The following is a 25,568-nucleotide window of genomic DNA, read 5'->3' on the forward strand; positions in this document are numbered from 1 at the left end:
ATTTACGGAATTAGGTCGACCACTTACCCAAGTTACGCCTTAAATTTGGCTCAATTAGGGGCGCTTTGCATTTCAAATCTTTGTGCAACAAAGCCGCTTGAGCGCTGAAAAATCACATCAATACAATACTGTTTTGGCAAGCAATGTATTAACCGTGGTTGCAGTTGAAAATCCAACGATCGTATTTAAAGAAGATCAGTTTTTACATGGTTTTGGCTATGATTTAGCACGAAACTATGCACAGAGTTTAAATGTAAAGCTCGATTTTAAAACAGTTCCAGATAATGCAACTGCATTAAAATGGATCGCCCAAGGCAAAGCCAATCTGGCCATGACAACAGCGAATCTAAATCAGATTGAAAATAAACAATTGGTTTCTTTTTCAGCAAGTTGTGGCGATCAAGATAGCTTAAGCAAAAATGGTTTAAATCCTCAATTCAATTGGGTATTTAAACAAGCTGATGATCCGCTCACACTGACAGCAAGTGGTTTTATTTGCCAAAGTAAACAATTGGGTACAACACAGCAGCTTGCTTCTTTTTACAACCGCAATGTGGTTAAACCCGAATCTTGGTCAACGATTCAAAAAGATTTGAATCAACGTTTACCCATCTATAAAGCGAGCTTTAAGAAAAGTGCATCTAAATACAATTTAGATTGGCATTTATTGGCAGCAATTGGTTATCAAGAATCTTATCTTAAACCCACTTCAGTGTCGCCTACTGGCGTACGTGGCTTAATGATGCTGACGAATAGTACGGCTCAAGCGATGGGTGTAACCAACCGTGTTGATCCTGTACAAAGCATCCAAGGTGGTGCCAAGTATTATGATCTGATGCTGGATCAATTTGCCAATGTTCCCTACCCTGACCGTAACTGGTATGCCTTAGTGGCTTATAATATGGGGCCAGGTGCAGTAAGTCAGGCACAGAAACGGATCAAAGCGCAAGGTAAAGACCCAAATCAATGGGTAAATTTATATGATTATTTACAGCGTAACCAAGCTAAAAATGGTCGACATAAACAAGCCGTGCAATACGTCAAACGTATTCGTGCTTACTTAGAACACATTAAAACCAGTGATCTAATTAATATTTAAAAAATAAAAAAAGCTTACCGAATGGGTAAGCTTTTTTTTAAAAGAATTTAAGCAGTTTGCTCAAGTACTTTCTTGAATAAGTCTTTTTGTTCTTGGCTTGGCTTAGCCGTCTGTAAAGCCATAAGTTGAGACATATCGCCTTGTACTTTGATTTTACCTGTCATGAACGCCTGCATTGCAGCAGCCATATCAAACTCTAAGAATACTTTACGTAAAGTTTCAGCATCCATGTTTAAAGTTGTTTTAGCCTTGGTCGATAATCCTTTTTGGATTTTACCAGCATCTAAAGCTAACTCTGTATTACCAGCTGCATCTGTTACAACCAAGTTAATTGCCAAATTCGCCAGTGCTGGTGGCAAGTTTAAATCACCTGCTTCAGCAGTAAGTGTATCGACAGTTGCAAACCAATCATCAGTTAAAAATGCAGCCATGATTATTCCTCAAATATATTTGTTCAATTTCTTGTGCCATCTATCCAGACGACATCACATGAAGCAATTTGCTTGTGCCATGTTATAGCACGTATATTTTATTTTAGGCTATGACTTTTTGTACGTAGGATTCAATTTTTAAAAAATTTATAAAGAAAAGGCACTTAACAAAGTGCCTTTAAAATATTTCTTACATTTTATTCAGCAGCGAAACTTAAATTCACCACATCTAGACGATTTTTCAATTCTTCTGGATCTTTCATGTCGAACTCACGCTGCTCATCCAACGCTTCAAAATCAAATAACTCTCGATCAGCTAGCTGCGATGGTGATACATTTTGTAATGCGCCAAAAATACTATGTAAACGTTTAGGGTATTGCTTATCCCAGTCACGCAACATGTCATTCAGAATCGCACGCTGTAAATTTTCTTGAGATCCACACAAGTTACACGGAATGATCGGGAACTGACGCATTTCTGCATATTTGATAATGTCTTTTTCTTCAACATAAGCCAAAGGACGAATCAAAATATTCTTTTTATCTGAAGACAGCAGTTTCGGTGGCATCGCTTTCAAACTACCACCATGGAATAAGTTCAGGAAGAATGTCGCTAAAATATCATCACGATGGTGACCTAAAGCCACTTTCGTCGCACCGATTTCTTGGGCAAAGCCATAGAGTGAACCGCGACGCAATCGAGAACATACGGCGCAATAGGTCTTACCTTCAGGCGTTAAGCGTTTGGTAATGGTGTAGGTATCTTTTTCAAGGATATAATATGGAATATTGTTTTCTTCCATATAACGTGGCAAAACATCCTCAGGAAAGCCAGGTTGCTTTTGATCCAGATTAACGGCAACAATATCAAAATTAATCGGCGCAATACGTTTGAATTGCAGCAAGATATCGAGCAAGGTATAACTGTCCTTACCACCCGATACGCATACCATGACTTTATCGCCATCTTCGATCATCTTGTAGTCACGAATTGCATGCCCCACTTGGCGACGTAGTTTTTTCAACAAGCGATAATAGGCCGAACTAGTAGGAAGCTCTGGCTTGAAATTAAATCCTTGGTTGGACTCCACTGGCGCGTACATAGACGTGATTTACTCATAAACAAAATACCGCAAGATTTTATCCCATTCCGAAAAAATGCGCACCTAAAGAATTTTTCAATTTCTCTCAATCGTCATATTTGAGTTTCATACTGGTAAAATTCTGATCAAAAGTTATCAAAATCGTCTAGATTGCTTATATTTCAGACTTCTCCACAGTTTTCCACAAAAACTGTGGATAAAATTGTGGATTTCTTCGCTATTGACAAACTTTTTTTATCTTAGAATAAGGCTTTCAATCAAATTGATCATTTTATAACCAATCATTTTACCCCATTAAAAACAACAGCTTATATAAGTCAACACTTAAATTTTAAAAAAAATTTAATTTTTTTTTGCTGAACATTCGAGCAAAAGGACTTGATTTTTTGTTAGACAGTAGAAAATAAAAAAATGTAGCGAAAGTACTTTTTAGAGATTTTTTTGTTACACTGCTGAAATGAATTAAAGCTCATCTTTTGTGAATATTATAACGATGAACAAAATAACTTATTTTTTTATGTTGTATTTGGGGACAATCGGTTTTTTTAATACAACAGTAACTGCACACGCTGGGCAAACCATCTATCAATTTAAAGATAGCAATGGTACTACACTGCTGACCAATAAAAAGAAAGCAGAATACAGCCATTTAAAAGTGGTTAAAGCAACCTATTATCCCGATAGCAATATCCATAGCTATCGTAATTGGGGCAATAGCGAAGCTTCAGTTCTACCCAGTTATAGCCGTAACCGAAATACTTTCGACCATTTGATCCGTCAAGCAGCGCAACAACATGGTGTTTCAGAAGGTCTAATAAAAGCGGTAATGCACACTGAATCTGGTTTCAATGTCAATGCACGCTCACCTGTCGGTGCCCAAGGCTTAATGCAGTTGATGCCAGCGACAGCTAAACGCTTCAATGTCTCGGATGCGTACGACCCTCAGCAAAATATTTTTGCGGGTGCAAAGTATTTAAGCTGGTTACTGAAACGCTTTAAAGGTGACACACGCTTGGCCTTGGCTGCCTATAACGCAGGAGAAGGCAATGTTGATAAATATAAAGGCATCCCCCCATTCCGAGAAACACAGGATTATGTTCGTCGTGTCACTAGTCGTTATCAAAACCTCTATGTATCAGGTTTAGGGACCAATTTATCTCAACCGACAACTCATTCAACCAATGGACAAGTGATCGCACAATCAGTCAATTATGCAGGCTCAAATAACAGTACAAACGCCGAAACCGCATCAACATCAAGACAGTACAATCGACAAATCATCACTTTGGCCGATGGTACCTTTACAGATGCACCAGCAGGCAGCTACTCCACAGCGAATGCCACTGCTTCTGCCCATATCCGTTTAACGGATTAATATGTACATTAAAACAACGATGATTAGCAATTATTTGTTACTTTTTTCACGCTAAAATTAGTTTTAAGTGCTTGTTTCTTTGTAGATTCATTATTTTGTTTGCAAACATGCAATAACAGCTATTTTTTCCCTTGAATTTTTGGGGTTCAACCTGCATATTATTGGGGTGATTTATATTTATAAATCAGATCACTTTTTCTTTATAAGAGGGTTTTCTCAATGATGCGGATTGGTTTGTTCTTGCTAACCAACCTCGCGGTACTGGTTGTAGCTGGCATTATTTTGTCACTCTTCGGTGTCGGTAGTTACCATGGCGCGGGTGGCTTAAATCTAGGCAACCTAATGGTTATCTGCCTTGTCTTTGGTATGGTAGGTTCTTTGATTTCCCTATTCCTATCAAAGTGGATGGCTAAAAAAACCACTGGGACCGAATTAATCGACCCGAATGCACCTCGTAATCAAGCCGAAGCGTGGTTATTACAAGAAGTTGCTCAATTATCCCAACGTGCAGGTATTAAAATGCCTGAAGTTGGTATCTTCCCATCTTATCAATCTAATGCATTTGCAACAGGTTGGAATAAAAACGACGCACTAGTAGCTGTTTCAACAGGTCTATTAGAACGTATGAACAAAGATGAACTTCGTGCTGTACTTGCGCATGAAATTGGTCACGTTGCAAATGGTGATATGGTTACCCTTGCATTGATCCAAGGTGTAGTCAATGCCTTCGTTATGTTCTTTGCGCGTATTGCTGGGGACTTTATTGACCGTAATGTATTTGGTCGTGAAGATGGCGAAGCGCCAGGAATTGCCTATTTTGCGATTACGATTGCTTTAGATATCGTATTTGGTATCTTGGCATCAACCATCGTAATGTGGTTCTCTCGTCAACGTGAATACCGTGCTGATGAAGCAGGTGCACGTTTGGCTGGTAAAGATGCAATGATTTCTGCACTACTTCGCTTACAAGCAGAATCAGAAATGCCAGATCAAATGCCGAAAGAAATGAAAGCATTTGCAATCGCGGAAGGTAAAGAACAAGGCTTTAGCTTAGCTGCATTGTTCCACACCCACCCAAGCATCGAACAACGTGTTGCTGCATTAAAGCAATTAAACGTTCACTAATCCAAACAGATACACCAATAAAGCCTCCAAATTGGAGGCTTTATTTTTTGGAAAAAATTAACCCATTTTAAAAGATTGATACAACTGCCACGCGTAACTCAAGCCAAGCCAAAGTGCAAGCACAAGTAAAATCAAAACGGCGATGCCAAGCAAATCAGGTATCCGCAGCCAAATCCAGCTCACAATCGGATTACGCCAAAATGCTGAGGTTTTCTGTTTTTGCTCTAGAGATTCATGCAAAAATGGATGCACCACATGAATATCACTGTGTACTTGATATTCCTCACGGATATGATTATGTACAATCTCAAGGGTTTTGCGGCTTGGCCGAATAAATACGTCAAATAAAGTCCCTACAATCGGTACAAAACCAACCAACATATCTAAGATCGCAAGTTTCACCACACCATTGAGTTTATGTTGCGGAACACCCACTTCTCTGGCTTTTTTGAAAGCATATAAAGTCAGAACAAAACCTGCTATATCGCCCGCAAAAGGAATCGTACTTAATGCTGCATCCGCACCGACACCTTGTTTAGTGAACGGAATTCGTACCAAGCTGTCCATCGTATTGGCGAATTTCGCCAAATCACGCTCCACAACGATTGCTTGCTGCTGAGTTAATTTTTTTTGTTCTGACATTTGTCCAACCTTAAACCAAGTTTATAGCTTGATCATAAATACTTTTTAAATCGAGAAGGTATTATTTTTACAACTAAAATAAGATCATAGAAGCAATAAATAGATAGACAATCACTCCAGTCGCATCACATATTGAAGTGACTAATGGCGCTGACGCGCTTGCTGGATCTAGCCCAAATCGATTTAGAATAAATGGCAGACTCATACCAATCAAACAGCCCATTAACACGATTCCCATCATACTCAATGCTAAAACCAGTGCGATTAATTCATCTCCACGGAAAAAACCCAATAATGATACTGCGATCGCCATCGTGCCACCTAAGCAGAAGGCAACTAAGCTTTCCCGACCGAGCAGCGCAAACCAATCTTTAAATTGCACATCCCCCGTTGCCAAAGCACGTACCATTAAGGTAGAAGACTGAGAACCTGCATTCCCTCCACTACCGACCAGAAGAGGTAAGAAAAAGACCAATACTAGATTTTGTGCAATGACATCCTCGTAATGTGCAATCCCAATCCCAGAAAGCAAACTACCAAACACTAAAAACACCAACCAAAAAACGCGCTTTTGATACAGTTGTAAAATTGGGGCTGTTTTAATGCTCAGTTTCGAAGATGCATTCACCGCACCGACTTTTAAGAAGTCTTCAGTTGCTTCTTCACTGGCGACATCCATCGCATCATCATAGGTCACGATCCCGACCATCATTTCTTGATGATCAAGAATTGGGAGTGCCAATAAGTCATATCTTGCGATGGTTTTAGCAACCTCATCTTGATCGGTATCTACATAAGCAGTCAAAACATGGGTAACCATCAGCTCACTAATATTCTGCGTTGCAGGTGCAAGGATCAACTGTTTTAATGACAAAACTCCCAATATTTTTCGTGCATCATCCAATACATAAGCAAAATAAATGGTTTCTGTATCTGGTGCTTCAAGACGCAACATTTTAATTGCATCTTTGACCATAATATTGGGTTTTAAGGTCGCATATTCGGAGCTCATAATCGCCCCTGCTGTTCCCTCTAGATACGATGAAAGTTGACGAATGTCTTCTCTTTCAGCTTGGGCCAGTGCAGGAAGCAATGCTTTTTGTTGTTGTTTATCTAAGCATTTAAAAACATCAGCTCGTTTGTCCGATGACATTTCACCGACGATTTCAGCCAGAATATTTCTTGGCATTGCTTTGGCGAGTTTGACTTGTTCATTTGGCGGAAGATAAGAAAAAACATAAGCTCTATCAGGCAAATGCTTCAATAACAATTGACTTTGTTCGATTGGAAGCTGCGTCAAAAGATCAGCAATATCAACTGCGGGGAAAGTTTCAAGCGATGCAAGTGCAAGTTCAATATTGTTTTTTTCTAATGCATCTTGCAATAAATATAAAAAGTTGTTGTAGCCCATCTCTACCTCTTCACTACAATAGATCAGCAATGAAGAGTTAGACACAGCATATTATTTTACTGTCGGATAACGACCTTCATTCTGATTTTTATGAAAATAATGTGTAATTCGTAATAAATTACAACTCTGCGTGTCCATTTAGGCAATTAATCCTCAATTAACCGTTTATACGGCGCGTGCATAGTAAAGGCTTGAGTCAAGCGGACGCAAGCCTTTATCTACATGGAATATGTGATTTTTTGTTTCTATCAAAAATATTTAAGCGAAAAAATATTAAAAAAACTCAACTCACTGCAACGGTTTTCCCTTTAAAAATTGATCGAATCAACACATACATTAAAGGAATGAAAATAAGGACCAACACCGTACCAAAGACCACTCCACCAAAAACACTATAGCCAATGGCTTGACGGCTGAGTGCCCCAGCACCTGTCGAGAACATTAACGGAATCACCCCAGCACCAAATGCAATCGAGGTCATGAGGATCGGACGTAAACGTAGTCCAGCAGCATAAAGCGCAGCATCAAGAACATCGCGTCCCCGCTGTTGTAAACTGGCTGCAAACTCAACCATTAAGATGGCATTTTTACAAGACAACCCAATGGTGGTGAGCAGTGCGATCTGAAAGTAAATATCATTAGCAAAACCAAACCAGTAACTAAATAAGATCGTCCCCCCGATACCGAGCGGAATAGCCGCCATGACCACCGAAGGAATAGACCAGCTTTCATATAAAGCAGCTAGGCACAAAAAAATAAAAGCAATCGAAATCAAATATAACCAAATCGCTTGATTACTTGATTGCTGTTCTTGATAGGATAGACCACTCCACGCCAATCCCACTTCAGGCATTTGTGCCACAATATTTGCCATTGCTCGCATGCCTTGACCACTACTAAAACCACTGGCGGCATCTGCTTCTAATTCAATCGCTGGATAGCCCATAAAACGTTCCAACAAGGGTGGCGCGCCCTGCCATTCAACTTGGCTAAATTGAGTAAAGGGAATCATCTGTCCTTGTGCATTTTTCACGTGCCAAAAACTCAAGTCTTCAGGTTTAGAACGATAAGGTGCATCCCCTTGTAAATAAACACGTTTGATTCGACCACGATCAATAAAATCATTGATATAGCTTCCGCTCCACGCCGTCGAGATCGTACGATTAATCTCATTGATATTTAAACTGTGTAGCATCGCAGTACGATGATCAATCTTAATATTGAGAACTGCCTGATCATCATTGCTCTTTTTATCAAGATTTTCGATGCTACTTAATGCATTGCCCTGCTGTTGAAGATTTTCAAAAGACCGAATGAGGCTATCTCGCCCAGAGCCTTGGGTATCTTGTAGCCAAAAATTGATTTTGTCTGAATTGCCCAACCCGCGTATGACTGCAGGCATCAGTACCATAATACGTGCCTGATTATTCTGAGCAAAATGCTTCATGGCACGTGCACGAATTTCTTGTGCACTATTTTTCACACCTGGACGATCATCCCAATGTTTCAAAGAAACAAAGGCTTGCCCTAGGTTTTGACCTGAGCCTGAGAAGTTGCGTCCATGTATCACCATGATGCCATTTAAATTATCTTTTTCTTCTGCCAAGAAATAGTCTGAAATTTGTTTGCCGATAATTTGGGTTTGACTCATCGGCGTGCCTTCAGCTAGGCGAAACTGAACACCTAAGATCCCCTGATCTTCTTGTGGTAAAAAACTGGTGGGTAATTCACGATAGGTCCAAGCAAAAGCACCAACCAAAAACAATAAAGCGACAAGCGACAGAAATTTAAGCTGTATCACCTTTTTGGCGACATTCAGATAAAAACCTCTAACACGATCTAATCCACGCTCAAAGTACACGGCCCATTTGGCTTTCTGTTGCTGTGGTTTTAGTAAAATCGCACATAAAGCAGGTGTAAGAATCAATGCCACCAGCAATGATAAAGACATCGCTGCGACTAAAGTAATCGAAAATTGGCGATAAATAATCCCCGTTGCACCGGTAAAAAATGACATTGGGATAAATACTGCTGTCAATACTAAGGTAATCCCAACCAATGCCCCGCTAATCTCTTGCATAGACTGAATACTGGCTTGTTTGGCATCCAGTTTCTGCTCATGCATGATCCGTTCAACATTTTCAACCACAACGATTGCATCATCTACCAACAACCCAATCGCAAGCACCATTGCAAATAGCGTCAGGGTGTTAATGCTCATTCCCAATACAGCAAGCACTGCAAAAGTCCCTAAAATCACCACTGGAACCGTTACCGCAGGGATCAAGGTTGCTCGCCAATTCTGTAAGAAAAGGAACATCACCAGTACAACCAAAATGATCGCTTCAACCAGTGTGGTCACCACCTGAGACATTGATTCTTTTACAAAAGGGGTATCATCACGTGGATAGACCACGAAATAACCTTCAGGCAATCCTTTTTTTAACCGTTCTATTTCTTGGTAAACTAAATCCGCAGTTTGCATCACATTGGCGCCCACAGCCAATGAAACTGAAAGCCCCGAAGCGGGATAACCGTTGATTCGGTTAAAAATCTGATAGTTTTCTGCACCAATCTCGATTCGGGCAATATCTTTTAGATAGACCATGCCGCCATCGCTATTTGCTTTGAGAATAATGTTTTCAAATTGCTCAGGCGTACGCAATAAAGAGCCTGAGGTGACTTTGGCATTTAAATATTGATCATCTACACTCGGTAACTGCCCAATCGCACCTGCTGCCACTTGAGCATTCTGATTTTCTAAAGCCGTACGGACTTCACTGACACTGAGTTGGTATTGTTGTAATTTTTTAGGATCCAACCAAATACGCATCGCGTACTGTGAGCCAAAAACACTGATTTCCCCAACACCTTCGAGACGACTCAGATTTAACTCAAAATGATTGGTTAGATAATCAGAGATATCGATATTGGTGGAACGTCCAGAAGCATCGGCTAGGCCAATGACCATAAAAGAATCACTGAGCGATTTGCGAACATTCACCCCCTGTCTTTGTACGTCAGCTGGTAAACGATTGATTGCGCCATTAATTGCATTTTGAACTTGCACTTGTGCCTGATCAGGATCAGTGCCTTGCGCAAAGAACAAACTAATCCGACTGTTGCCATTGGCATCACTACTTGAACTAAAATAAAGAAGATGGTCAATCCCTTTAATTTGTTGTTCTAAGACTTGCGTAACACTGTCTTCAACCGCTTGTGCATCTGCGCCACTATAATTGGTCGATACAGTGATTCTAGGAGGAGCAATATCGGGATAGCGCTCTACAGGTAAATTTAGAACAGCAAGTAACCCAACAGCCATCACGATAATCGCTAAGACACCTGCAAAAATGGGACGATCAATAAAAAATTTAGATAACATGGCTGTTCATTCCATTCCTGAAACAGTCAATTTGTCAAAAAGATAGATAAAATTGGCAAATATAAACGCTGATCATTACTGAGCCAATAAGGAAACACTATCCCTATTAACATATCATTGCAAAAAGCCAGAATTACGAAGAAATTATGGATTTTTTCACGCACATTAAAACAGATCCATAGCAAAATAAACTGATTAAATTCAAACAACTAAAAAAATGAGAAATTGAAATTACTTTGCGATCAATGAGTTCCTAAATTCAGATTGACAACAGCGAATCTAAAACCGATAGTTGCACGCTTATTGCGCTCCCTAATCTTATTAAACATCTATGAAGGTCACTCTGAAGAACTTTAATATTCTCTTATTCATTTTGCTACCAGCCTTGATTACTGGCGGTTTATTAATTTTTTCAGGTAACTTGTCTGATGGCTTAAGACTTGGTTTTTTATCACTACCCGGTGCGATTTTTTTATATTTGGCAGCCATTCAAAATAAAAAATCTTGGTATATTCTGTCCATCATTTGGTGGCTAATTTTCTGGTTCGACTCACTGTTACGCTCCAGTACTTGGATTTTATTTAGCAGCGACAATGAAGCCTATTTTATTATTGAAGCGATTGCGAATACCAGTTATACCGAAACTTGGGAGTTTTTTCAGCTTCACGCGATCAGCATTATCGCTGTGCTGGTAGGTTTAGTTTCGCTGACGATCGCCTATCACTATATTGCATTTAAGTATTTAAAAACTGAAAACTTCAAACAACTTTGGCACAGCCATTTTTATCGTGCATGGATCATCTTTTTGGTCCTTCTTACTTTGACTTGCTATCTAATGAAACCATCACGTAACGTTCATCCGATTGTATTTTGGAGTAATTATCAGGAAAAAATTGAAAACTTCAGAGATCGAATCACAAAACATAAAGATGTTCACCATCAATGGGATCGTAGTGCGAAACAAAATCTAATCGTTGTAGATCCAACTAGACAGAAACAAACCCATGTATTGGTCTTGTCTGAAAGTATTACCAGTCTTGATCTCGGCCTATGTGGTTATACGCGAGACACCACACCAGAACTTTCAAAAAGAATCAACCAAATTAAAGTGTTTTGTAATGCTTTTTCACCATCGCCCTCAACCATTAATGCATTACGAGTACTCTTAACTGAAAGTCCTGCGTCTGAACATGATCGTTACTCACCCGAAAGCATACTTGCTTATGCAAAAGCAGCGGGTTATAAAATTTACTGGCTCAGCAATCAAGATGATATTTACCTTTCCTCATTGTTCGGTTCTTATGCGGATAAAGCCGTGTATAAAAATACACGTTCTGGGCGTAGCAGCACCTCTTTAGATGAAAATCTCATCCCTGCTTACGCGCAAGCCCTTGCAGACCCTGAGCCTAAAAAGTTAATCATTCTTCATATGATTGGCACACACCCAAACTATAAAGAACGCTATCCTGCCGCTTTTAATAAATTTAGCGCTGACAGTAATGATGCGGTCGAAATGCTACTCAAGAAAAATGATATTGATCCATGGATACGTTCTATGCGTAACCACTACGACAATGCGATCTTGTATCAAGACAGTTTATTGGCTCAGATTTTAGATAAACTTATCGCTGAAAAGAACCAAGACTTTAGATCATTTACCGTTGTTTCAGATCACGGTAATGAAGTTGGTCATGAGATGGATTATGCCGGACATAGTCCAAATACCAAGGCTGGTTATCAAGTTCCAGTCATCATGTGGTATGACCATATGCCGTCAACAGGTGTAGATCGAAGTAAAACCATCAACACCGCTGAACTCGATAATAATCTCATGCAAATCATGGGACTCAAAGATAAATATGCTCCGCCTCAGTCATACTGGCTGGACCAAAACTATCACTTTAGCCCTGAAATCAATTGGCCCTATTGGGAAAAAAAGCATTAGATTTTGATTGATAGAACATTCTTTTTAACATTGAGTAAAATTAGATACTCAATTTCGATTGTTTTATCTAAAAATTATTTGTAATTTCATCAAACGATCATCTCTTTGTCATCCATTTGATAAATTCAATCAGCACACTAACGACTCAAATAAAAACACATGAGTTTATGTATGTTAAAGCAAACAGTCGCGAGTCTCTGTCTGATCGGCCTTGTGGGTTGTAACAATGATGACAATGCTTCATCCAATTCCAATCAACCACAATATCAATTGCCACAAATTTTAGTGGTCGGACATCGTGGTGCAAGTGCGCTTCGACCTGAACATACCCTTGAGGCCTATCAAAAAGCGATTGATGATGGCGCGGATTTTATTGAACCTGATCTAGTATCAACTAAAGATGGAGTCTTGATCGCTCGTCATGAAAATGAAATCAGCGGTACCACCAATGTTGCCAGCCTGCCAGAATTTGCCGATCGTAAAACCACGAAAATCATTGACGGCGTCACTTTTGAAGGTTGGTTCACCGAGGACTTTAGCCTCAAAGAATTACAACAACTTAAAGCACGTGAACGTATTCCACAATATCGACCAGCCAATCAACAATACGATGATTTATATCGCATACCGACCTTAGAGCAAATCATTGAACTGGCTGAAGCGCATTATAAAAAAACAGGTAAAATCATTGGTTTATATATCGAAACCAAACACCCAACTTTTTTCCAAAAACAGAATTTGGCAATGGAAGATACATTACTAAAAACATTAGCCAAATATAAATATAGCCGTGACATTGCCCCGATCTATTTACAGTCATTTGAAGTGAGCAATTTAAAATATTTAAAAAACCAGTTGGACTTACATAAAAGTATCAAACATGCTCAGCTGATCCAACTGTATGATGATAAAACAGCACAACCAGCAGATTATGTTGCGCAAAATATCTCAACCACCTATGCGGATATGGCGACAGCAAAAGGCTTAAAAGATGTTGCAACCTATGCAAATGGCGTTGGGCCGTGGAAGCCTTATATCTTTAAAGATGCAGCCATGACCGAAACCACGTCGTTTATTCCTGATGCTCATCAAGTCGGCCTGAAAGTACATCCATATACATTCCGTCCAGAAAATAACTTCTTACCTGAGACTTTAAAATGTAGTGCTGAAGCATCAAAAGCAGCCGAGCGTTGTCCAACAGGATCAATCAAAGAGTTACAGCTTTATTTCAAAGCAGGTGTGGATGGGGTATTTGCGGATGATCCAGCGATTGCACGTCAAGCAGTAAAAGAATATCTGGCAACAGCGTCTAAATAATCGAATCACTCAATCATAAGGACAGCTCACTCGGCTGTCCTTATTTATGCTTGTTTCATCAACTGCTTTCGTTGCACCTGTTGCCACTGCCACCAACCATAAGTCGCCAAGCCCACAAATGCGGCATATAAAGCTGCTGTTAAAAACAGTTCTTTATAGATAAACATGCCCACATAAACAATATCCACAAAAATCCAAAGTAGCCAAGTTGCAATATGTTTTTGGCTGGTCCAATAGGTTGCAAGTAAACTAAATGCAGCAAGCTGAGAATCTAACATCGGTACAGCAGCATCCGTAAAATGCTTTAAAATGAGACCCAATAATAATCCGCCCATCGCAGCCAAACACATTTGAACAATTGCCATTTGAATGCCTATCGGCTCAATCCGAATCTCATGGTCTTGACGTTTACCTTTTAACCAAAAATAAAAACCATAGCAATTGAATGCGATAAAGAAGAATTGCAGAATGGTTTCGGCATACAATTTATAGGTGAAAAAAAGATAAGCGTACAATGCACAAGCCAAAATATTGAAACCCCAACACCACATATGACGTTGAATGGTCAAGGTGACACCGATAATACTCATCAAGACGGCAATGATTTCTAAAGGAGACAAGGGAAAACTTCTGTTTAAATATCGAATAATGTCATTATGAAAAGATCTTAAATTTAAGCAACTATAAATCTTCAAGCTGCATTGATATATTTTCAAGCTGATTGAGAACAATGACTATTTTTTATTCAGACCTTATGCTATAAAAATCTTAAGCTTATTTTTAATATAACTCACATGAACAAAATCCCCGCTCTAGATCTCGCATGTATCGCAGATTGCATTCTCGCCAATGCAACATGGCGACGTGTCTGCATGTCTATACGAGGAGGCTTTGCAATGTTATTTGATCCGATGACGCGTTAAAAAATAACATTACATGAAACATAGGTCGCCTCAATGGCGGCTTTTTTTTCGTCCTGAATTCTGGACCTTCAAACCTACTGTTGTTTTTACTGGAGCACCCCATGTCACAATTGCATGAAAAAAGTTTTATACCCACGCCACAGATACAACCGACTGTCGCCTCTACTTCCCCACGCCCAGCGCCAGTCGGTCAATTTATTGCAGTTGTTCTGATTTGGTCATTTACCCCGTTAGCAGCGGTATGGACAGTGCAAGATATTCATTGGGCTTGGGGTTTGTTTCTACGATACAGTCTCGCCATTCCACTTACCTTTGTTTGTCTGTTTTACTTTGGACTCAAACTCAGCATAAATTTCAAAGCAATCACCAGTTATACAGCAGGTGCAATTGGGTTATTTGGTTCTATGACTTTTTGTTATATGGGGGCGACACGTGTGCCATCGGGTATGATTTCAATTATTTATGGCACAGCACCTTTGTGGTCGGGTTTGATAGCGGTCTTTATTTTAAAACGTGAGCACTTTCACCCACTTCAATGGTGCGGTTTAATTCTGGCCTTTCTCGGCTTAATACTGACAATGGGTTTAGCTACAGATGATGTTCAGCTCGATATGCTCGGCATTGTCTATGAAATTATTGCGGTTTTGCTATATGTACTCTCGATGTTAGCCGTTGCAAAAGTAGGTGCAGAGGTTCATCCGATCACTCAAACCGCTGGCTCGACCTTAATTTCATGGATCGGCTATCTCTGTTTATTACCCTTTTTTATCTCAGAAATTCCAACACAACTGCCAAGTCCACAAGCCACTATGGCATTGCTGTATAGCGCATTATTTTCCTCAGTCCTTGCTATGATTTTTTATTATCATTTAATTCAAGAACTGAATCCGACCACAGTGATGCTCATCATGATCATAACTCCTGTATTGGCAACACTTTGGGGAATCACGCTCAACCATGAGCCACTCAGTTCGCATTTAATTATTGGCTTGATATGCCTATGCTGTGGTCTATTTTTATATGCATATCGCAAGCAATCACCGAATGTATAAGACAGTAAAACCGATAGATCAGTAAAATGATCTATCAGTTTAGATTATAGTATCTGATCATTAGACTTCTCAAAGATTTATTCAAGGATGAAAGAATCTATGCGTACTTACCTTTTATGGATATTTTTGAGCTTTGCGTTAATCATACAAGGTTGTGCTTATCACTCACCGACGCCCATTCACGCGCATCAGAAAACAGTCGAGTTAAAGCAGCGTTATTATCAGGCCAAAACCATCAGCTCGGATGGAACAGTGTTGGCTTTTACTGTCTATCAGCCGCATTTAAAAGTTGGACAAACAGCACCTTTACTCATACATACCCATGGCTTTGGTTTATCTCGGATGAAGCGTCCTGAACTGAGTTTATATGGCTTTCTATTGCCTACTGGACAAGTCGCCAAAACTGCATGGAAACAAGGCTATTGGGTGATTAGTTATGACCAGCGAGGACATGGTAATAGTCAAGGTAAAATCCGTCTGGCTGATCCAGATAAAGAAGCACAGGATGTGATTAGCATCATGAACTGGGCTGAAAAGCATCTGCCTCAATTGGCAGAAAACCAAAACGGCGTTCGTGCTGGCATGATCGGTGAGTCTTATGCAGGTGGCGTACAGTATCTCGCATCGGCATTGGACCCACGCTTACAAGCGATTGTTCCGATTACCACTTGGTATGATCTCATAAATAGTCTTGCGCCAAATGGTGTTCCTAAAAGCAACTGGATTGGTTTCTTAAATTTAATCGGCGATTGGTGGAATTGGAATAAATTTGACCCCGAACTTAAACAAGCCTATCGAGAAACACAACAAGGGCAACTCAATGCATCATCTTATGATTTTCTAAAAACACATCAAGCACGCTGGTTTTGTGAACATGACCAAGCACCTCAAGCAGACGCACTGATTATTCAAGGATTTAGAGATATATTATTCCCGTTCAATGAGGGCGTAAAAGCCGCTGAATGTATCAAACAGGCGCGGCACAAAGTCCATTTAATCGGGGTACAAGGCGGACATCTGCAACCATTGGCACAACAGTCGCCATCAGGTCAAACACCTTTTTGGTATATCGGAAAATCTGTGCGTTGTAGCGACAAACAAGACCATAACTTGCAAGATACGATCTTAATGTGGTTCGATCAGAAGTTAAAAGATAAAATACCAAAAATGCAACTGCCTGAATTATGCGTGGATCATAGCCCAGTCACACATCTCACTGATTTAAACCCAACCACCTCCTACACACTGAATAGAACATGGATCGCAGCAACTACAACCCAAGCTGTATTTGTCCCGATTCATGTGGCACAGCAAGTTACGCATATCACTGGTGCACCTCGCTTAAGCTTAAATGTCGAAGCAAAAACTGAATCAAGTGACCCCGTGTTATTTATCTCTGTTGCAGTAAAATCTAAAGAAACGGGAAAATATGTTGTTTTAAATGAACAAACCGCCCCTTTTAATCAAGGCAGAAAACAAATTTATGATCAGATTACCTTAGACTTAGCAGATCGCAATAAATCACTACAAAGCATTGAGCTACCGAGTATAAATGGGGAGCTGAAACAGGGTGATACCTTGGGTTTACTGATCAATAGCGAAAGTATTTATTATCAAAAATTTCAACAAGCTAAAATAGAAGCTTGGGTTTCAGGACAAATTATTTTACCCAAACTATGGATAGATGCTCATTAGAAATTTTATTTGAAATTGAAGATCGAGAGTGACATCTACCACTCTCGATTCACAATTAATTCTTCCATTTCAATATCGAAATAACCCGCTTCTTGCACGATCATCATCATTGCTTCAGCAATATAATCCGCCGCAGCATCATCTAAAGATGAATCCAGCGCTTCGAACTGCGGTTTCATTTCATTAATTTCGATGATAGTCAGATTCGCAAAACGATAAATCTCAGTTTCAGATAAGCCAGAACGACTGACTTTTTTTGCGAACTGATGTATATGTTGTTTGACTTCAGCAACCAGAATATCAGGATAATATTCATCATCAAACATGGGGAGGAGTAAATTTTCAAACATAAAAAGTAACATGCCAATAAAACGCCATGCTTATACCACAATCCCGCAAAAATCACGATATTTAGGCATAAAAAAAGCGGTTTTTCCGACCGCTCTAGATCAATTTACCTTATTCGAATTCAACATCTCCCATTGTGGGGGTAAGGAAAAATATTGCTAAAGCTAATTGATACATTTACACCACTGTTTGTACAGAAAATTGCTCAGCATATTTTGTAAGCTGTTCAAAGGTAATAGATGCGCCACCACATACGATCACCAGTACATCTTCTGTTGGTGCAAAACTAATTTTTTTATCATACAAAATGGATAATGTTGCGCCACAAGCAGGCTCAACCAATGTTCGATGATCATCTAAAAATTTCAGACATGCAGTTACCGCATCTTGATCCGAAACCGTCATAGCTTGAACATTTTCACTTTGCGAAATGAGAAATGCATTTTCACAGACTTGTTTTGCTGCAAGTGTTGTTGCAATCCCCGTCACTTCATCTAGCTTTATATGCTTGCCCATCTTCATTGCGGTATTCAAAGAAGCTGTTCCATCCGTTTCAATCGCATAAATTGGAATATCTAGATGATTCCGTTTTAAACCTTGATGAATTCCAGAGATTAAACTACCTCCTCCTACTGATAAAATGACAGCATTCGGATAGATGCCTTCTGCAACGACTTCATCAATAATCGTTGCAACACCATCCCATAAATATTGATCATCAAAGGGATGGATATAAACAGCCTCAGCATTCACCAATGAAAGTGCCAGTTCATTGGCCTCCACCCAAGACTCACCTTGGACAATTACCTCGGCTTCTTGTTGCAGCATTAAATCAATCGCTTTTTGCGAAGTTGTTTTAGGCACAATAACAGTGACAGGAATATTAAGTGCTTTTCCCATATAAGCGACTGAAATACCTGCATTGCCACCAGAGGAACTAATGAATCTCTTTGCACCTTGTTCTACATATTTTAGGCAGGCATTGCCAATACTTCTTTGCTTAAAAGAACCTGTAGGCTGAGCAGACTCCATTTTCAACCAAACTTTACAGTTATTGAGTTTACTTAATTCACTTGATCTAATTAATGGTGTTTTCATCGTGATTGTTATTCCATTCTGCTATAAATAAGTACCATTCATGGTCGGTTAACTCATTGTTACCGACCACTTTTATAACATGAATATTCAATCTTTTTTAGCGCTTAAACTTTTGGCAATTTTAGCAAGTTCGACAAACTCCTCACGCATTTGATACGGGTCAGGTTGAGCAGACTGTTGTGCCAGTTGAATAATCTGATCCCATCCGACTGAACCATTGTATTGCCCACCTTTGAGTTGTTGGGCATAAGAGGCAACAGCGACCGCAAAACGAGTATCACTATGCGCTTGGGCAAGCGGTTTACTGCCCATTTTCACGGCTTGATTCAATAAAATACTCTTGTCTTGATTCGGTAGCTTATAGCGTAAATTCACAAAAGCGTATTCTGATTTTTTAGCGGCATCGGGCTTTGTTTGTGCTTGATAGCGTGAGTCATTTAACCAGCCCTGCTGACCCACGGGAATAATTTCATAAAATGCGGTCACACGATGCCCTGCACCGATATCCCCCGCATCTACTTTATCATTATTAAAATCTTCTTGTTTCAACATGCGATTTTCATAACCAACCAGACGATACTCTTTGACCGTTGCAGGATTAAACTCGACCTGAATTTTTACATCTTGCGCAACCGTTGCAAGTGTCGATGAAAGCTGACGCTGTACTACTTTTTTGGCCTCATTTTTATTGTCGATATAGCTATAATTGCCATCTCCTGCATCAGCCAATTGTTCCATTAACTGTTCGTTATAATTTCCAGTACCAAAACCCAGCGTTGTTAAAGAAATACCACTTTTGCGCTTTTCAGCCACCATGCCTTTCAAAGTACTAAAATCGGTGATCCCCACATTAAAATCGCCATCGGTGGCTAAGAGAATACGGTTAATGCCATTTTTCACAAATGCCGTCTCAGCTTGCTGATATGCCAGTTGGATCGCTCGCTCACCTGCGGTTGCACCATCTGCTTTTAATGCATTAATGACACTTAAAATCTTATCTTTTTGATCACCTGAAGTCGGTTTAAGCACCAGTTTTTCACCACTGGCATAGGTAATAATCGTGACTTTATCTTGTGGTCGCAATTGTTCAGTCAACAAGCGCAATGTTTGCTTCACCAATGGCAACTTATCTGGCGCACTCATACTCCCGGAGACATCTATCAAAAAAACTAAATTTGCAGGTGGTAATTGCTTGACCGATAAGTCCTTGGCTTGAATTCCGATTTTGATGAGTTTGGCATTTTGTTTCCAAGGCGAATCTACGGTTTCAGTGGTCACAGAAAATGGATGCACGCCTACTGGTTGTGGATACTGATAATCAAAATAATTCAGCATTTCCTCTACGCGCACAGCATCCACAGGTGGTAAGCGTCCGTTATTTAAAAAACGGCGAGTATTACTATAACTACCTGTATCGACATCAATACTAAAGGTGGAAATAGGTTGCTGGCTCACACGAACAACAGGGTTGACTTCATTTTTTTGGTACTGTTCTGTATCTTGTTCTAGGCGCTGCTGTTCCGATATGGGTATAGGCATTACAGCCTGTGCAAAACTTGGTGCTTGCGCCAGTTCATATACCCCCACCCCGATCATACGTTGCTGAGAACTCGACATCGGTTGGCAAGCTGCGATCATACAACCGAGCAAAGAGAGTGAAAATATTTTTGTGCCTTAATACATTTTATAATCCCCAAGTTTTATTTTGTCTTTTCAAGTGAATAACAGTATTCAAATTGTTGTATGCAAAAATAAAGATTCATCGTATTTAAATGTATCCCTAGTTCCATCCTTTCTCTGTAACAATTATGCTAAACGCATAGCATTCCAAACTTTTAAAGCATCACTTGTTGCTTTCACGTCGTGTGCTCGCACAATGCTTGCCCCTTGTTGAATACTGAGTAAATGCCCCGTCACACTACCGACCGCTCTCTCTTGGGCAACAACACCATTTAATGCTTCACCAATAAAACGCTTTCGTGACAAGCCTGATAAAATTGGATAGCCCATTTGAGTCAGTTTCCAAAACGCATTAAGCAGTTGGAAATTTTGTTGTGCGTTTTTGGCAAAACCAAACCCCGGATCAAGAATTATATGTTCAGGTCTAATCCCAGCAGCAAGCGCTTGATCTAATCGTTGTTGTATTTCATTTATCACATCTTCAGTAACATCTTCATACTGATCAAGTTGATTCATATTGGTTGGTTCACCACGCATATGCATCAATACCACTGGAATGTTGAGCTCAGCAGCCGTTGCTAAGGCTTGCGGACGAGTTAATGCACGGACATCATTCCAAATATGTGCACCTGCTTGAATGGCTGCGCGAATGACTTCAGGTTGACTGGTATCAATCGAAATGATCACATCATATTCTGATAGCGCTTCAACGACAGGAATAACACGGCGGATTTCTTCTTCTATAGCAACTGGTGATGCATTCGGACGAGTAGATTCACCACCTATATCAATAATAGTTGCACCATCCTCAATCATTTGCAGCGCATGTTTGATGGCTTGATCTCGGTGATGATGCTGCCCACCATCGCTAAATGAATCTGGTGTGACATTGAGGATTCCCATAATGTGAGGCTGAGATAAATCTAATGTAAAACGACCACACTGTAACTGCTGCTGTGGTAATGGCATCAACTTCATCAAAACACTCCTCACTTTAATCACATTATATTAACAAGAACAATGTTTAATGTTTGATGATTTATTTTCAGCTTAGGTCAAAATCAAGACAAAAAAAGAGCGACCTAAGTCGCTCTTTCATTTTCAATTTTTTTAACCCATCGCTGGCAATGGTGGAGGTGTAGATGGACCATCTTTAGGCGGTTCAAAATCAGCCACTGGATTTTCAGCCACATATACTTTTGGTGGTTGTGGATCACGGCCTTCCATGATGTCACGGATTTGATCGCGATCAATCGTTTCCCAATCCATCAATGCTTTTACCATTGCATGTGCAATATCTTGATTACTTTCTAAGATATCACGAGCAACTTTGTACTGCTGATCGAGAATACGGCGTACCTCTTCATCCACCTTTTGTTGTGTGGCTTCAGAAATAGTGCGACTACCGACATTACCGAAGAATCCACTTTGGTTTTCATCTTCATACACCATTACACCAAGTGCATCAGACATTCCATACTTGGTCACCATTGCACGTGCCATTTTCGTTGCACGTTCAAAGTCATTCGATGCGCCAGTAGACATTTGGTTAATGAATACTTCTTCGGCTATACGACCACCAAATAAAATGGAAAGTTCATTTAGCATCTTGTCTTTATAATGACTAGTTTGGTCTTGTTCAGGAAGCTGCCAAGTAACGCCTAGCGCCCAACCACGCGGCATGATTGTAACCTTATGAACTGGATCTGTGCCCGGTAAGATTTCAGCAACAATCGCATGTCCTGCTTCATGATAAGCCGTAGCACGACGTTCTTCTTCGCGAAGCACCATTGATTTACGTTCAGGCCCCATATAAATCTTGTCTTTAGCATCCTCAAAGTCATGCATATCTACCGTATTTTTATTACGGCGAGCAGCAAACAATGCAGCCTCATTGACTAAGTTTGCGAGCTGTGCACCTGAGAATCCTGGTGTACCACGTGCAAGGATTTTAAGATCCACACCTGTCACAGAAGGAAGTTTCTTCAAGTGTACGTTGAGGATTTGCTCACGACCACGAATGTCAGGCAAGCCAACCATCACTTGACGGTCAAAACGTCCCGGACGAAGAAGTGCTTTATCGAGAACATCAGCACGGTTGGTGGCAGCAATAACGATAACGCCTTCGTTGCCCTCAAAACCGTCCATCTCGACCAACATTTGGTTGAGTGTTTGCTCACGCTCATCATGACCACCACCTGTACCTGAACCACGGTGACGACCAACGGCATCAATCTCATCAATAAAGATGATACATGGTGCATTTCGTTTTGCTTGTTCAAACATATCACGAACACGCGATGCACCCACACCAACGAACATTTCGACGAAATCAGAACCTGAAATACTAAAGAATGGAACTTTGGCTTCACCAGCAATTGCTTTTGCTAATAAGGTTTTACCTGTACCAGGAGGACCAACCATTAACACGCCACGTGGAATTGTTGCTCCAAGACGTTTAAATTTGGATGGGTCTTTTAAGAAATCAACGATTTCAACCACTTCTTGTTTTGCTTCATCACAACCAGCAACATCCACAAAAGTGATCTTGATCTGATCTTCAGATAGCATTTTCGCTTTTGACTTACCAAAACTCATTGGGCCATTCTTACCACCGGCACCGCCCCCCATGTTGCGCATCATGTTGCGCATAAAGAACATGAACAACAAAATAATGAGCAATATTGGGAAACTTGCGATGAGAAGTTGCATCAAAATGCCTTGGCGTTGTGGCGCAATGCCCTCAACCACGACATTTTGTTTGTTTAAGCTTGGTAGCAACTGAGTGTCTTCTACTTGTGGACGAACGGTCTCAAATGGAGAACTATCAGTTTTTTCACCACTGATATTTAAACCATCAATGGTGACTTGTTTAATTTGTCCAGCATTCACCGCTGCAACGAAATCAGAGTATTTCATCGCCGCAGGCTTATTTCGGTCACTGACGTTGCTAAAAATCAAAATCAGAACACCGAGTATGACGAGCCACAATACGGCATTCTTGAAGTAATCGCTCAAGGCTTTATTCCCATATCAATCTAATTTGATCATACCTAATCTTGGCTGACCTTCACAAAAACAGCAATGAATTTGCGTTGCAAAAAACTTAAAAGGTACAAAATGCACAATTTTTAACAACTTGGCAAGTATACTTTTTATTTCAAGGCCTTTTTACGACCTTGTCCAATCAAAAAAACCTCTTTTGATCGAGCACGCGACGCCGCTGGTTTAGCTGTTTTTAACACATCAAAACTATCGACCACCTGTTTTCTAAACTCATCAAATCCAGTACCTTGGAACACTTTAACCAAAAACTGGCCATTCGGTCCTAATACCTTCTGAGCAAAGTCCAAAGCCAATTCACATAAATAAATTTGACGTGGTTGATCAACAGCCTTATTACCTGATGTATTGGGGGCCATATCTGAAATTACAATATCTACTTGACGCCCATTTAAAATATTTAACAATTTTTCGAAGACTTCTTCTTCGCGGAAATCACCTTGTAAGAAGGTTACATCGGGCAATGCATCCATTGCTAAAATATCCGAAGCAACAACCAAACCGTTCGCGCCGACTAATTTACCCGCAATTTGCGACCAACTACCTGGTGCTGCACCTAAATCAACCACCGTCATACCTGGCTTGATCATTTTATATTTTTCTTGGATCTCAAGTAGCTTATATGCTGCACGTGCACGATAACCTTCCTTTTGCGCTTTTTTTACAAAAGGATCATCTAAGTGCTCTCTCATCCATACACGACTGCTTTTCGACAATTTTTGATTGGTAATGCGTGTCGCCATAACTCTCTAAATTTCAAAAAACCTCTGATTGATCATTGTACGTGAAAATTCAGCTTATTACAGTATCGAAGCTATTCAATGCGACGATCTTTTGCAGTTATTTGATCATCATCATGGTTCATTTCAGCAGTTTTCCATACATTTACCGCAAGTGCTTGCATCCTGAATCTATCTTAGAATCGGGATGCAAGCTATACTAGGTCGTTTTTCAAATCAGGTATTTTCAATGGCAGCTTTATCTATCCATGAACGTAAACGTTTACGTCAAATCGGTCATGCACTTAATCCAGTTGTCATGATTGGTGGTCAAGGGCTTACAGAAAGTGTAATTGAAGAAGCGCATCGTGCGTTAAATGATCATGAATTGATTAAAGTAAAGATTGCAGGTGAAGATCGCGAAGCGCGTGCAGCTGTGGTTGATGCAATTGTTGAAGCTACTGGTGCTGAAGCAGTACAAAAGATCGGTAAAATCGTTTTGCTCTACAAAAAAGCGGCAAAACAAAATCAACACTTATCTAACCTCGTTCGTTTTGCTCACCTAAGTCAGTAATCGCAATGGCAAGTTATGATCTTTCTGCTTTTGATCGTTTTCACAGTATTACTGTGGTGGGAGCGATTGAGCAGCAAACCCCAGCAACCTTAAATGTTGCTTTCTGGGTGAGTGATCCAAATCAGTTTTTGATTTATCCAGAAAAAGTCGCGGCACATCCACGGCAGGACTTTTTGTGGGAACACACTTGTTTTGAACTTTTTGTGGGTGTGAAAGACCAAGATTTCTATCGTGAAATCAACCTCTCCCCTTCGCAAGCTTGGCAAGTGTACCAATTTGAAGAATACCGCTTTCCTGAAGATATGCCGCCGGTTGCAGCATACGACATCGAGCTAAATCATTTACAACGCACTCATTATGGTTTGAATGTCAGCTTAGATTTATCCAAATTTATGCAACAACATCAATTAAAATGGTCTGACTTATATTTAGGCTTAACAGCAGTAATGAACACCACTCAAGGCGTTCAGTATTTTGCGATGCAGCATAGTAGTCCCCAAGCAGACTTCCATAATAAACGCGATTGGTTACATCAGTTTTGATTTTAAAACAAAAAAGCGAGAAATAAATTTCTCGCTTTTTT

21 protein-coding genes and 1 pseudogene are annotated in these 25,568 nt (G+C 40.1%); 10 read left to right on the forward strand and 12 right to left on the reverse strand.

The window, feature by feature from the left end; translation table 11 throughout:
• Positions 1-97: 97 nt before the first annotated feature.
• A pseudogene (locus F991_RS04035) lies at positions 98-1,099 on the forward strand (transglycosylase SLT domain-containing protein); the annotation flags it as partial.
• A 47-nt stretch (positions 1,100-1,146) separates the two neighbouring features.
• On the opposite strand, the gene F991_RS04040 reads toward F991_RS04035, so the two are convergent.
• Together F991_RS04040 and ttcA are read right to left on the reverse strand one after the other, a co-directional pair.
• Positions 1,147-1,530, reverse strand: a complete 384-nt coding sequence (locus F991_RS04040) for an SCP2 sterol-binding domain-containing protein (protein WP_004669116.1) — start codon at positions 1,528-1,530, stop codon at positions 1,147-1,149.
• 197 nt (positions 1,531-1,727) lie between these two features.
• Positions 1,728-2,633 carry a tRNA 2-thiocytidine(32) synthetase TtcA gene (gene ttcA, locus F991_RS04045; protein ID WP_004669117.1) on the reverse strand — a complete coding sequence of 302 codons (906 nt, stop codon included), beginning with the start codon at positions 2,631-2,633 and terminating at the stop codon, positions 1,728-1,730.
• A gap of 493 nt (positions 2,634-3,126) precedes the next feature.
• Between ttcA and F991_RS04050 the strand changes: the two genes are divergently transcribed.
• Both F991_RS04050 and htpX read left to right on the forward strand, forming a co-directional pair.
• On the forward strand, positions 3,127-4,008 hold the full coding sequence (locus F991_RS04050; RefSeq protein WP_171063394.1) for a lytic transglycosylase domain-containing protein: 882 nt from the start codon (positions 3,127-3,129) through the stop codon (positions 4,006-4,008).
• Between the two features lie 219 nt (positions 4,009-4,227).
• Entirely contained in the window at positions 4,228-5,133 is a 906-nt protein-coding gene (gene htpX / locus F991_RS04055) for a protease HtpX (protein WP_004669119.1), read from the forward strand.
• A 57-nt stretch (positions 5,134-5,190) separates the two neighbouring features.
• Here htpX and F991_RS04060 read toward each other — a convergent pair whose 3' ends face one another.
• From F991_RS04060 to F991_RS04070, 3 genes are all read right to left on the reverse strand, one after another.
• On the reverse strand, positions 5,191-5,775 hold the full coding sequence (locus tag F991_RS04060; protein ID WP_004669120.1) for a DUF4112 domain-containing protein: 585 nt from the start codon (positions 5,773-5,775) through the stop codon (positions 5,191-5,193).
• Between the two features lie 73 nt (positions 5,776-5,848).
• Positions 5,849-7,186 (reverse strand): magnesium transporter, encoded by a 1,338-nt coding sequence (gene mgtE / locus F991_RS04065; RefSeq protein ID WP_004669121.1) that lies wholly within the window; start codon positions 7,184-7,186, stop codon positions 5,849-5,851.
• Between the two features lie 283 nt (positions 7,187-7,469).
• Complete coding sequence (locus F991_RS04070; protein WP_004669122.1) at positions 7,470-10,571, reverse strand: efflux RND transporter permease subunit; 3,102 nt, start codon at positions 10,569-10,571, stop codon at positions 7,470-7,472.
• Positions 10,572-10,902: 331 nt separating this feature from the next.
• Here F991_RS04070 and F991_RS04075 point away from each other — a divergent pair, with 331 nt between their 5' ends.
• On the forward strand, positions 10,903-12,516 hold the full coding sequence (locus F991_RS04075; RefSeq protein WP_004669124.1) for a phosphoethanolamine transferase: 1,614 nt from the start codon (positions 10,903-10,905) through the stop codon (positions 12,514-12,516).
• Between the two features lie 171 nt (positions 12,517-12,687).
• The gene (locus F991_RS04080) at positions 12,688-13,833 is read left to right on the forward strand and encodes a glycerophosphodiester phosphodiesterase (RefSeq protein ID WP_004669126.1); all 1,146 of its coding nucleotides are present in this window, start codon (positions 12,688-12,690) and stop codon (positions 13,831-13,833) included.
• Positions 13,834-13,877: 44 nt separating this feature from the next.
• On the opposite strand, the gene pnuC is transcribed toward F991_RS04080, so the two are convergent.
• On the reverse strand, positions 13,878-14,453 hold the full coding sequence (pnuC, locus tag F991_RS04085; RefSeq protein WP_004669128.1) for a nicotinamide riboside transporter PnuC: 576 nt from the start codon (positions 14,451-14,453) through the stop codon (positions 13,878-13,880).
• A gap of 174 nt (positions 14,454-14,627) precedes the next feature.
• On the opposite strand from pnuC, the gene F991_RS17895 reads away from it, so the two are divergent.
• From F991_RS17895 to F991_RS04095, 3 genes are all read left to right on the forward strand, one after another.
• On the forward strand, positions 14,628-14,756 hold the full coding sequence (locus F991_RS17895; protein WP_265588192.1) for a hypothetical protein: 129 nt from the start codon (positions 14,628-14,630) through the stop codon (positions 14,754-14,756).
• Between the two features lie 101 nt (positions 14,757-14,857).
• A complete protein-coding gene (locus F991_RS04090) occupies positions 14,858-15,808 on the forward strand; it encodes a DMT family transporter (RefSeq protein WP_004669130.1) in 951 nt (316 codons plus the stop codon).
• 99 nt (positions 15,809-15,907) lie between these two features.
• The gene (locus F991_RS04095) at positions 15,908-17,503 is read left to right on the forward strand and encodes a CocE/NonD family hydrolase (RefSeq protein WP_004669131.1); all 1,596 of its coding nucleotides are present in this window, start codon (positions 15,908-15,910) and stop codon (positions 17,501-17,503) included.
• A gap of 35 nt (positions 17,504-17,538) precedes the next feature.
• Here F991_RS04095 and F991_RS04100 read toward each other — a convergent pair whose 3' ends face one another.
• The 6 genes from F991_RS04100 to rlmE form a co-directional block, all read right to left on the reverse strand.
• Positions 17,539-17,853 carry a DUF5713 family protein gene (locus tag F991_RS04100; RefSeq protein WP_034595432.1) on the reverse strand — a complete coding sequence of 105 codons (315 nt, stop codon included), beginning with the start codon at positions 17,851-17,853 and terminating at the stop codon, positions 17,539-17,541.
• Between the two features lie 175 nt (positions 17,854-18,028).
• Positions 18,029-18,949 carry a pyridoxal-phosphate dependent enzyme gene (locus F991_RS04105; protein WP_004669134.1) on the reverse strand — a complete coding sequence of 307 codons (921 nt, stop codon included), beginning with the start codon at positions 18,947-18,949 and terminating at the stop codon, positions 18,029-18,031.
• Between the two features lie 87 nt (positions 18,950-19,036).
• Positions 19,037-20,587: a vWA domain-containing protein gene (locus F991_RS04110; RefSeq protein ID WP_004669135.1), complete on the reverse strand. Its 1,551-nt coding sequence runs from the start codon at positions 20,585-20,587 to the stop codon at positions 19,037-19,039.
• A gap of 168 nt (positions 20,588-20,755) precedes the next feature.
• The gene (gene folP / locus F991_RS04115; protein WP_004669137.1) at positions 20,756-21,607 is read right to left on the reverse strand and encodes a dihydropteroate synthase; all 852 of its coding nucleotides are present in this window, start codon (positions 21,605-21,607) and stop codon (positions 20,756-20,758) included.
• A 132-nt stretch (positions 21,608-21,739) separates the two neighbouring features.
• Positions 21,740-23,647 (reverse strand): ATP-dependent zinc metalloprotease FtsH, encoded by a 1,908-nt coding sequence (gene ftsH / locus F991_RS04120; protein ID WP_004669140.1) that lies wholly within the window; start codon positions 23,645-23,647, stop codon positions 21,740-21,742.
• Positions 23,648-23,784: 137 nt separating this feature from the next.
• Entirely contained in the window at positions 23,785-24,435 is a 651-nt protein-coding gene (rlmE, locus tag F991_RS04125; RefSeq protein ID WP_004669142.1) for a 23S rRNA (uridine(2552)-2'-O)-methyltransferase RlmE, read from the reverse strand.
• A 226-nt stretch (positions 24,436-24,661) separates the two neighbouring features.
• Between rlmE and yhbY the strand changes: the two genes are divergently transcribed.
• Both yhbY and F991_RS04135 read left to right on the forward strand, forming a co-directional pair.
• Complete coding sequence (gene yhbY, locus F991_RS04130; protein WP_004669144.1) at positions 24,662-24,985, forward strand: ribosome assembly RNA-binding protein YhbY; 324 nt, start codon at positions 24,662-24,664, stop codon at positions 24,983-24,985.
• A gap of 5 nt (positions 24,986-24,990) precedes the next feature.
• On the forward strand, positions 24,991-25,527 hold the full coding sequence (locus F991_RS04135) for a DOMON-like domain-containing protein (protein ID WP_004669145.1): 537 nt from the start codon (positions 24,991-24,993) through the stop codon (positions 25,525-25,527).
• Positions 25,528-25,568: the final 41 nt, after the last annotated feature.

It is taken from the genome of Acinetobacter sp. CIP-A165, from assembly GCF_000367985.1.
Taxonomy (GTDB): domain Bacteria; phylum Pseudomonadota; class Gammaproteobacteria; order Pseudomonadales; family Moraxellaceae; genus Acinetobacter.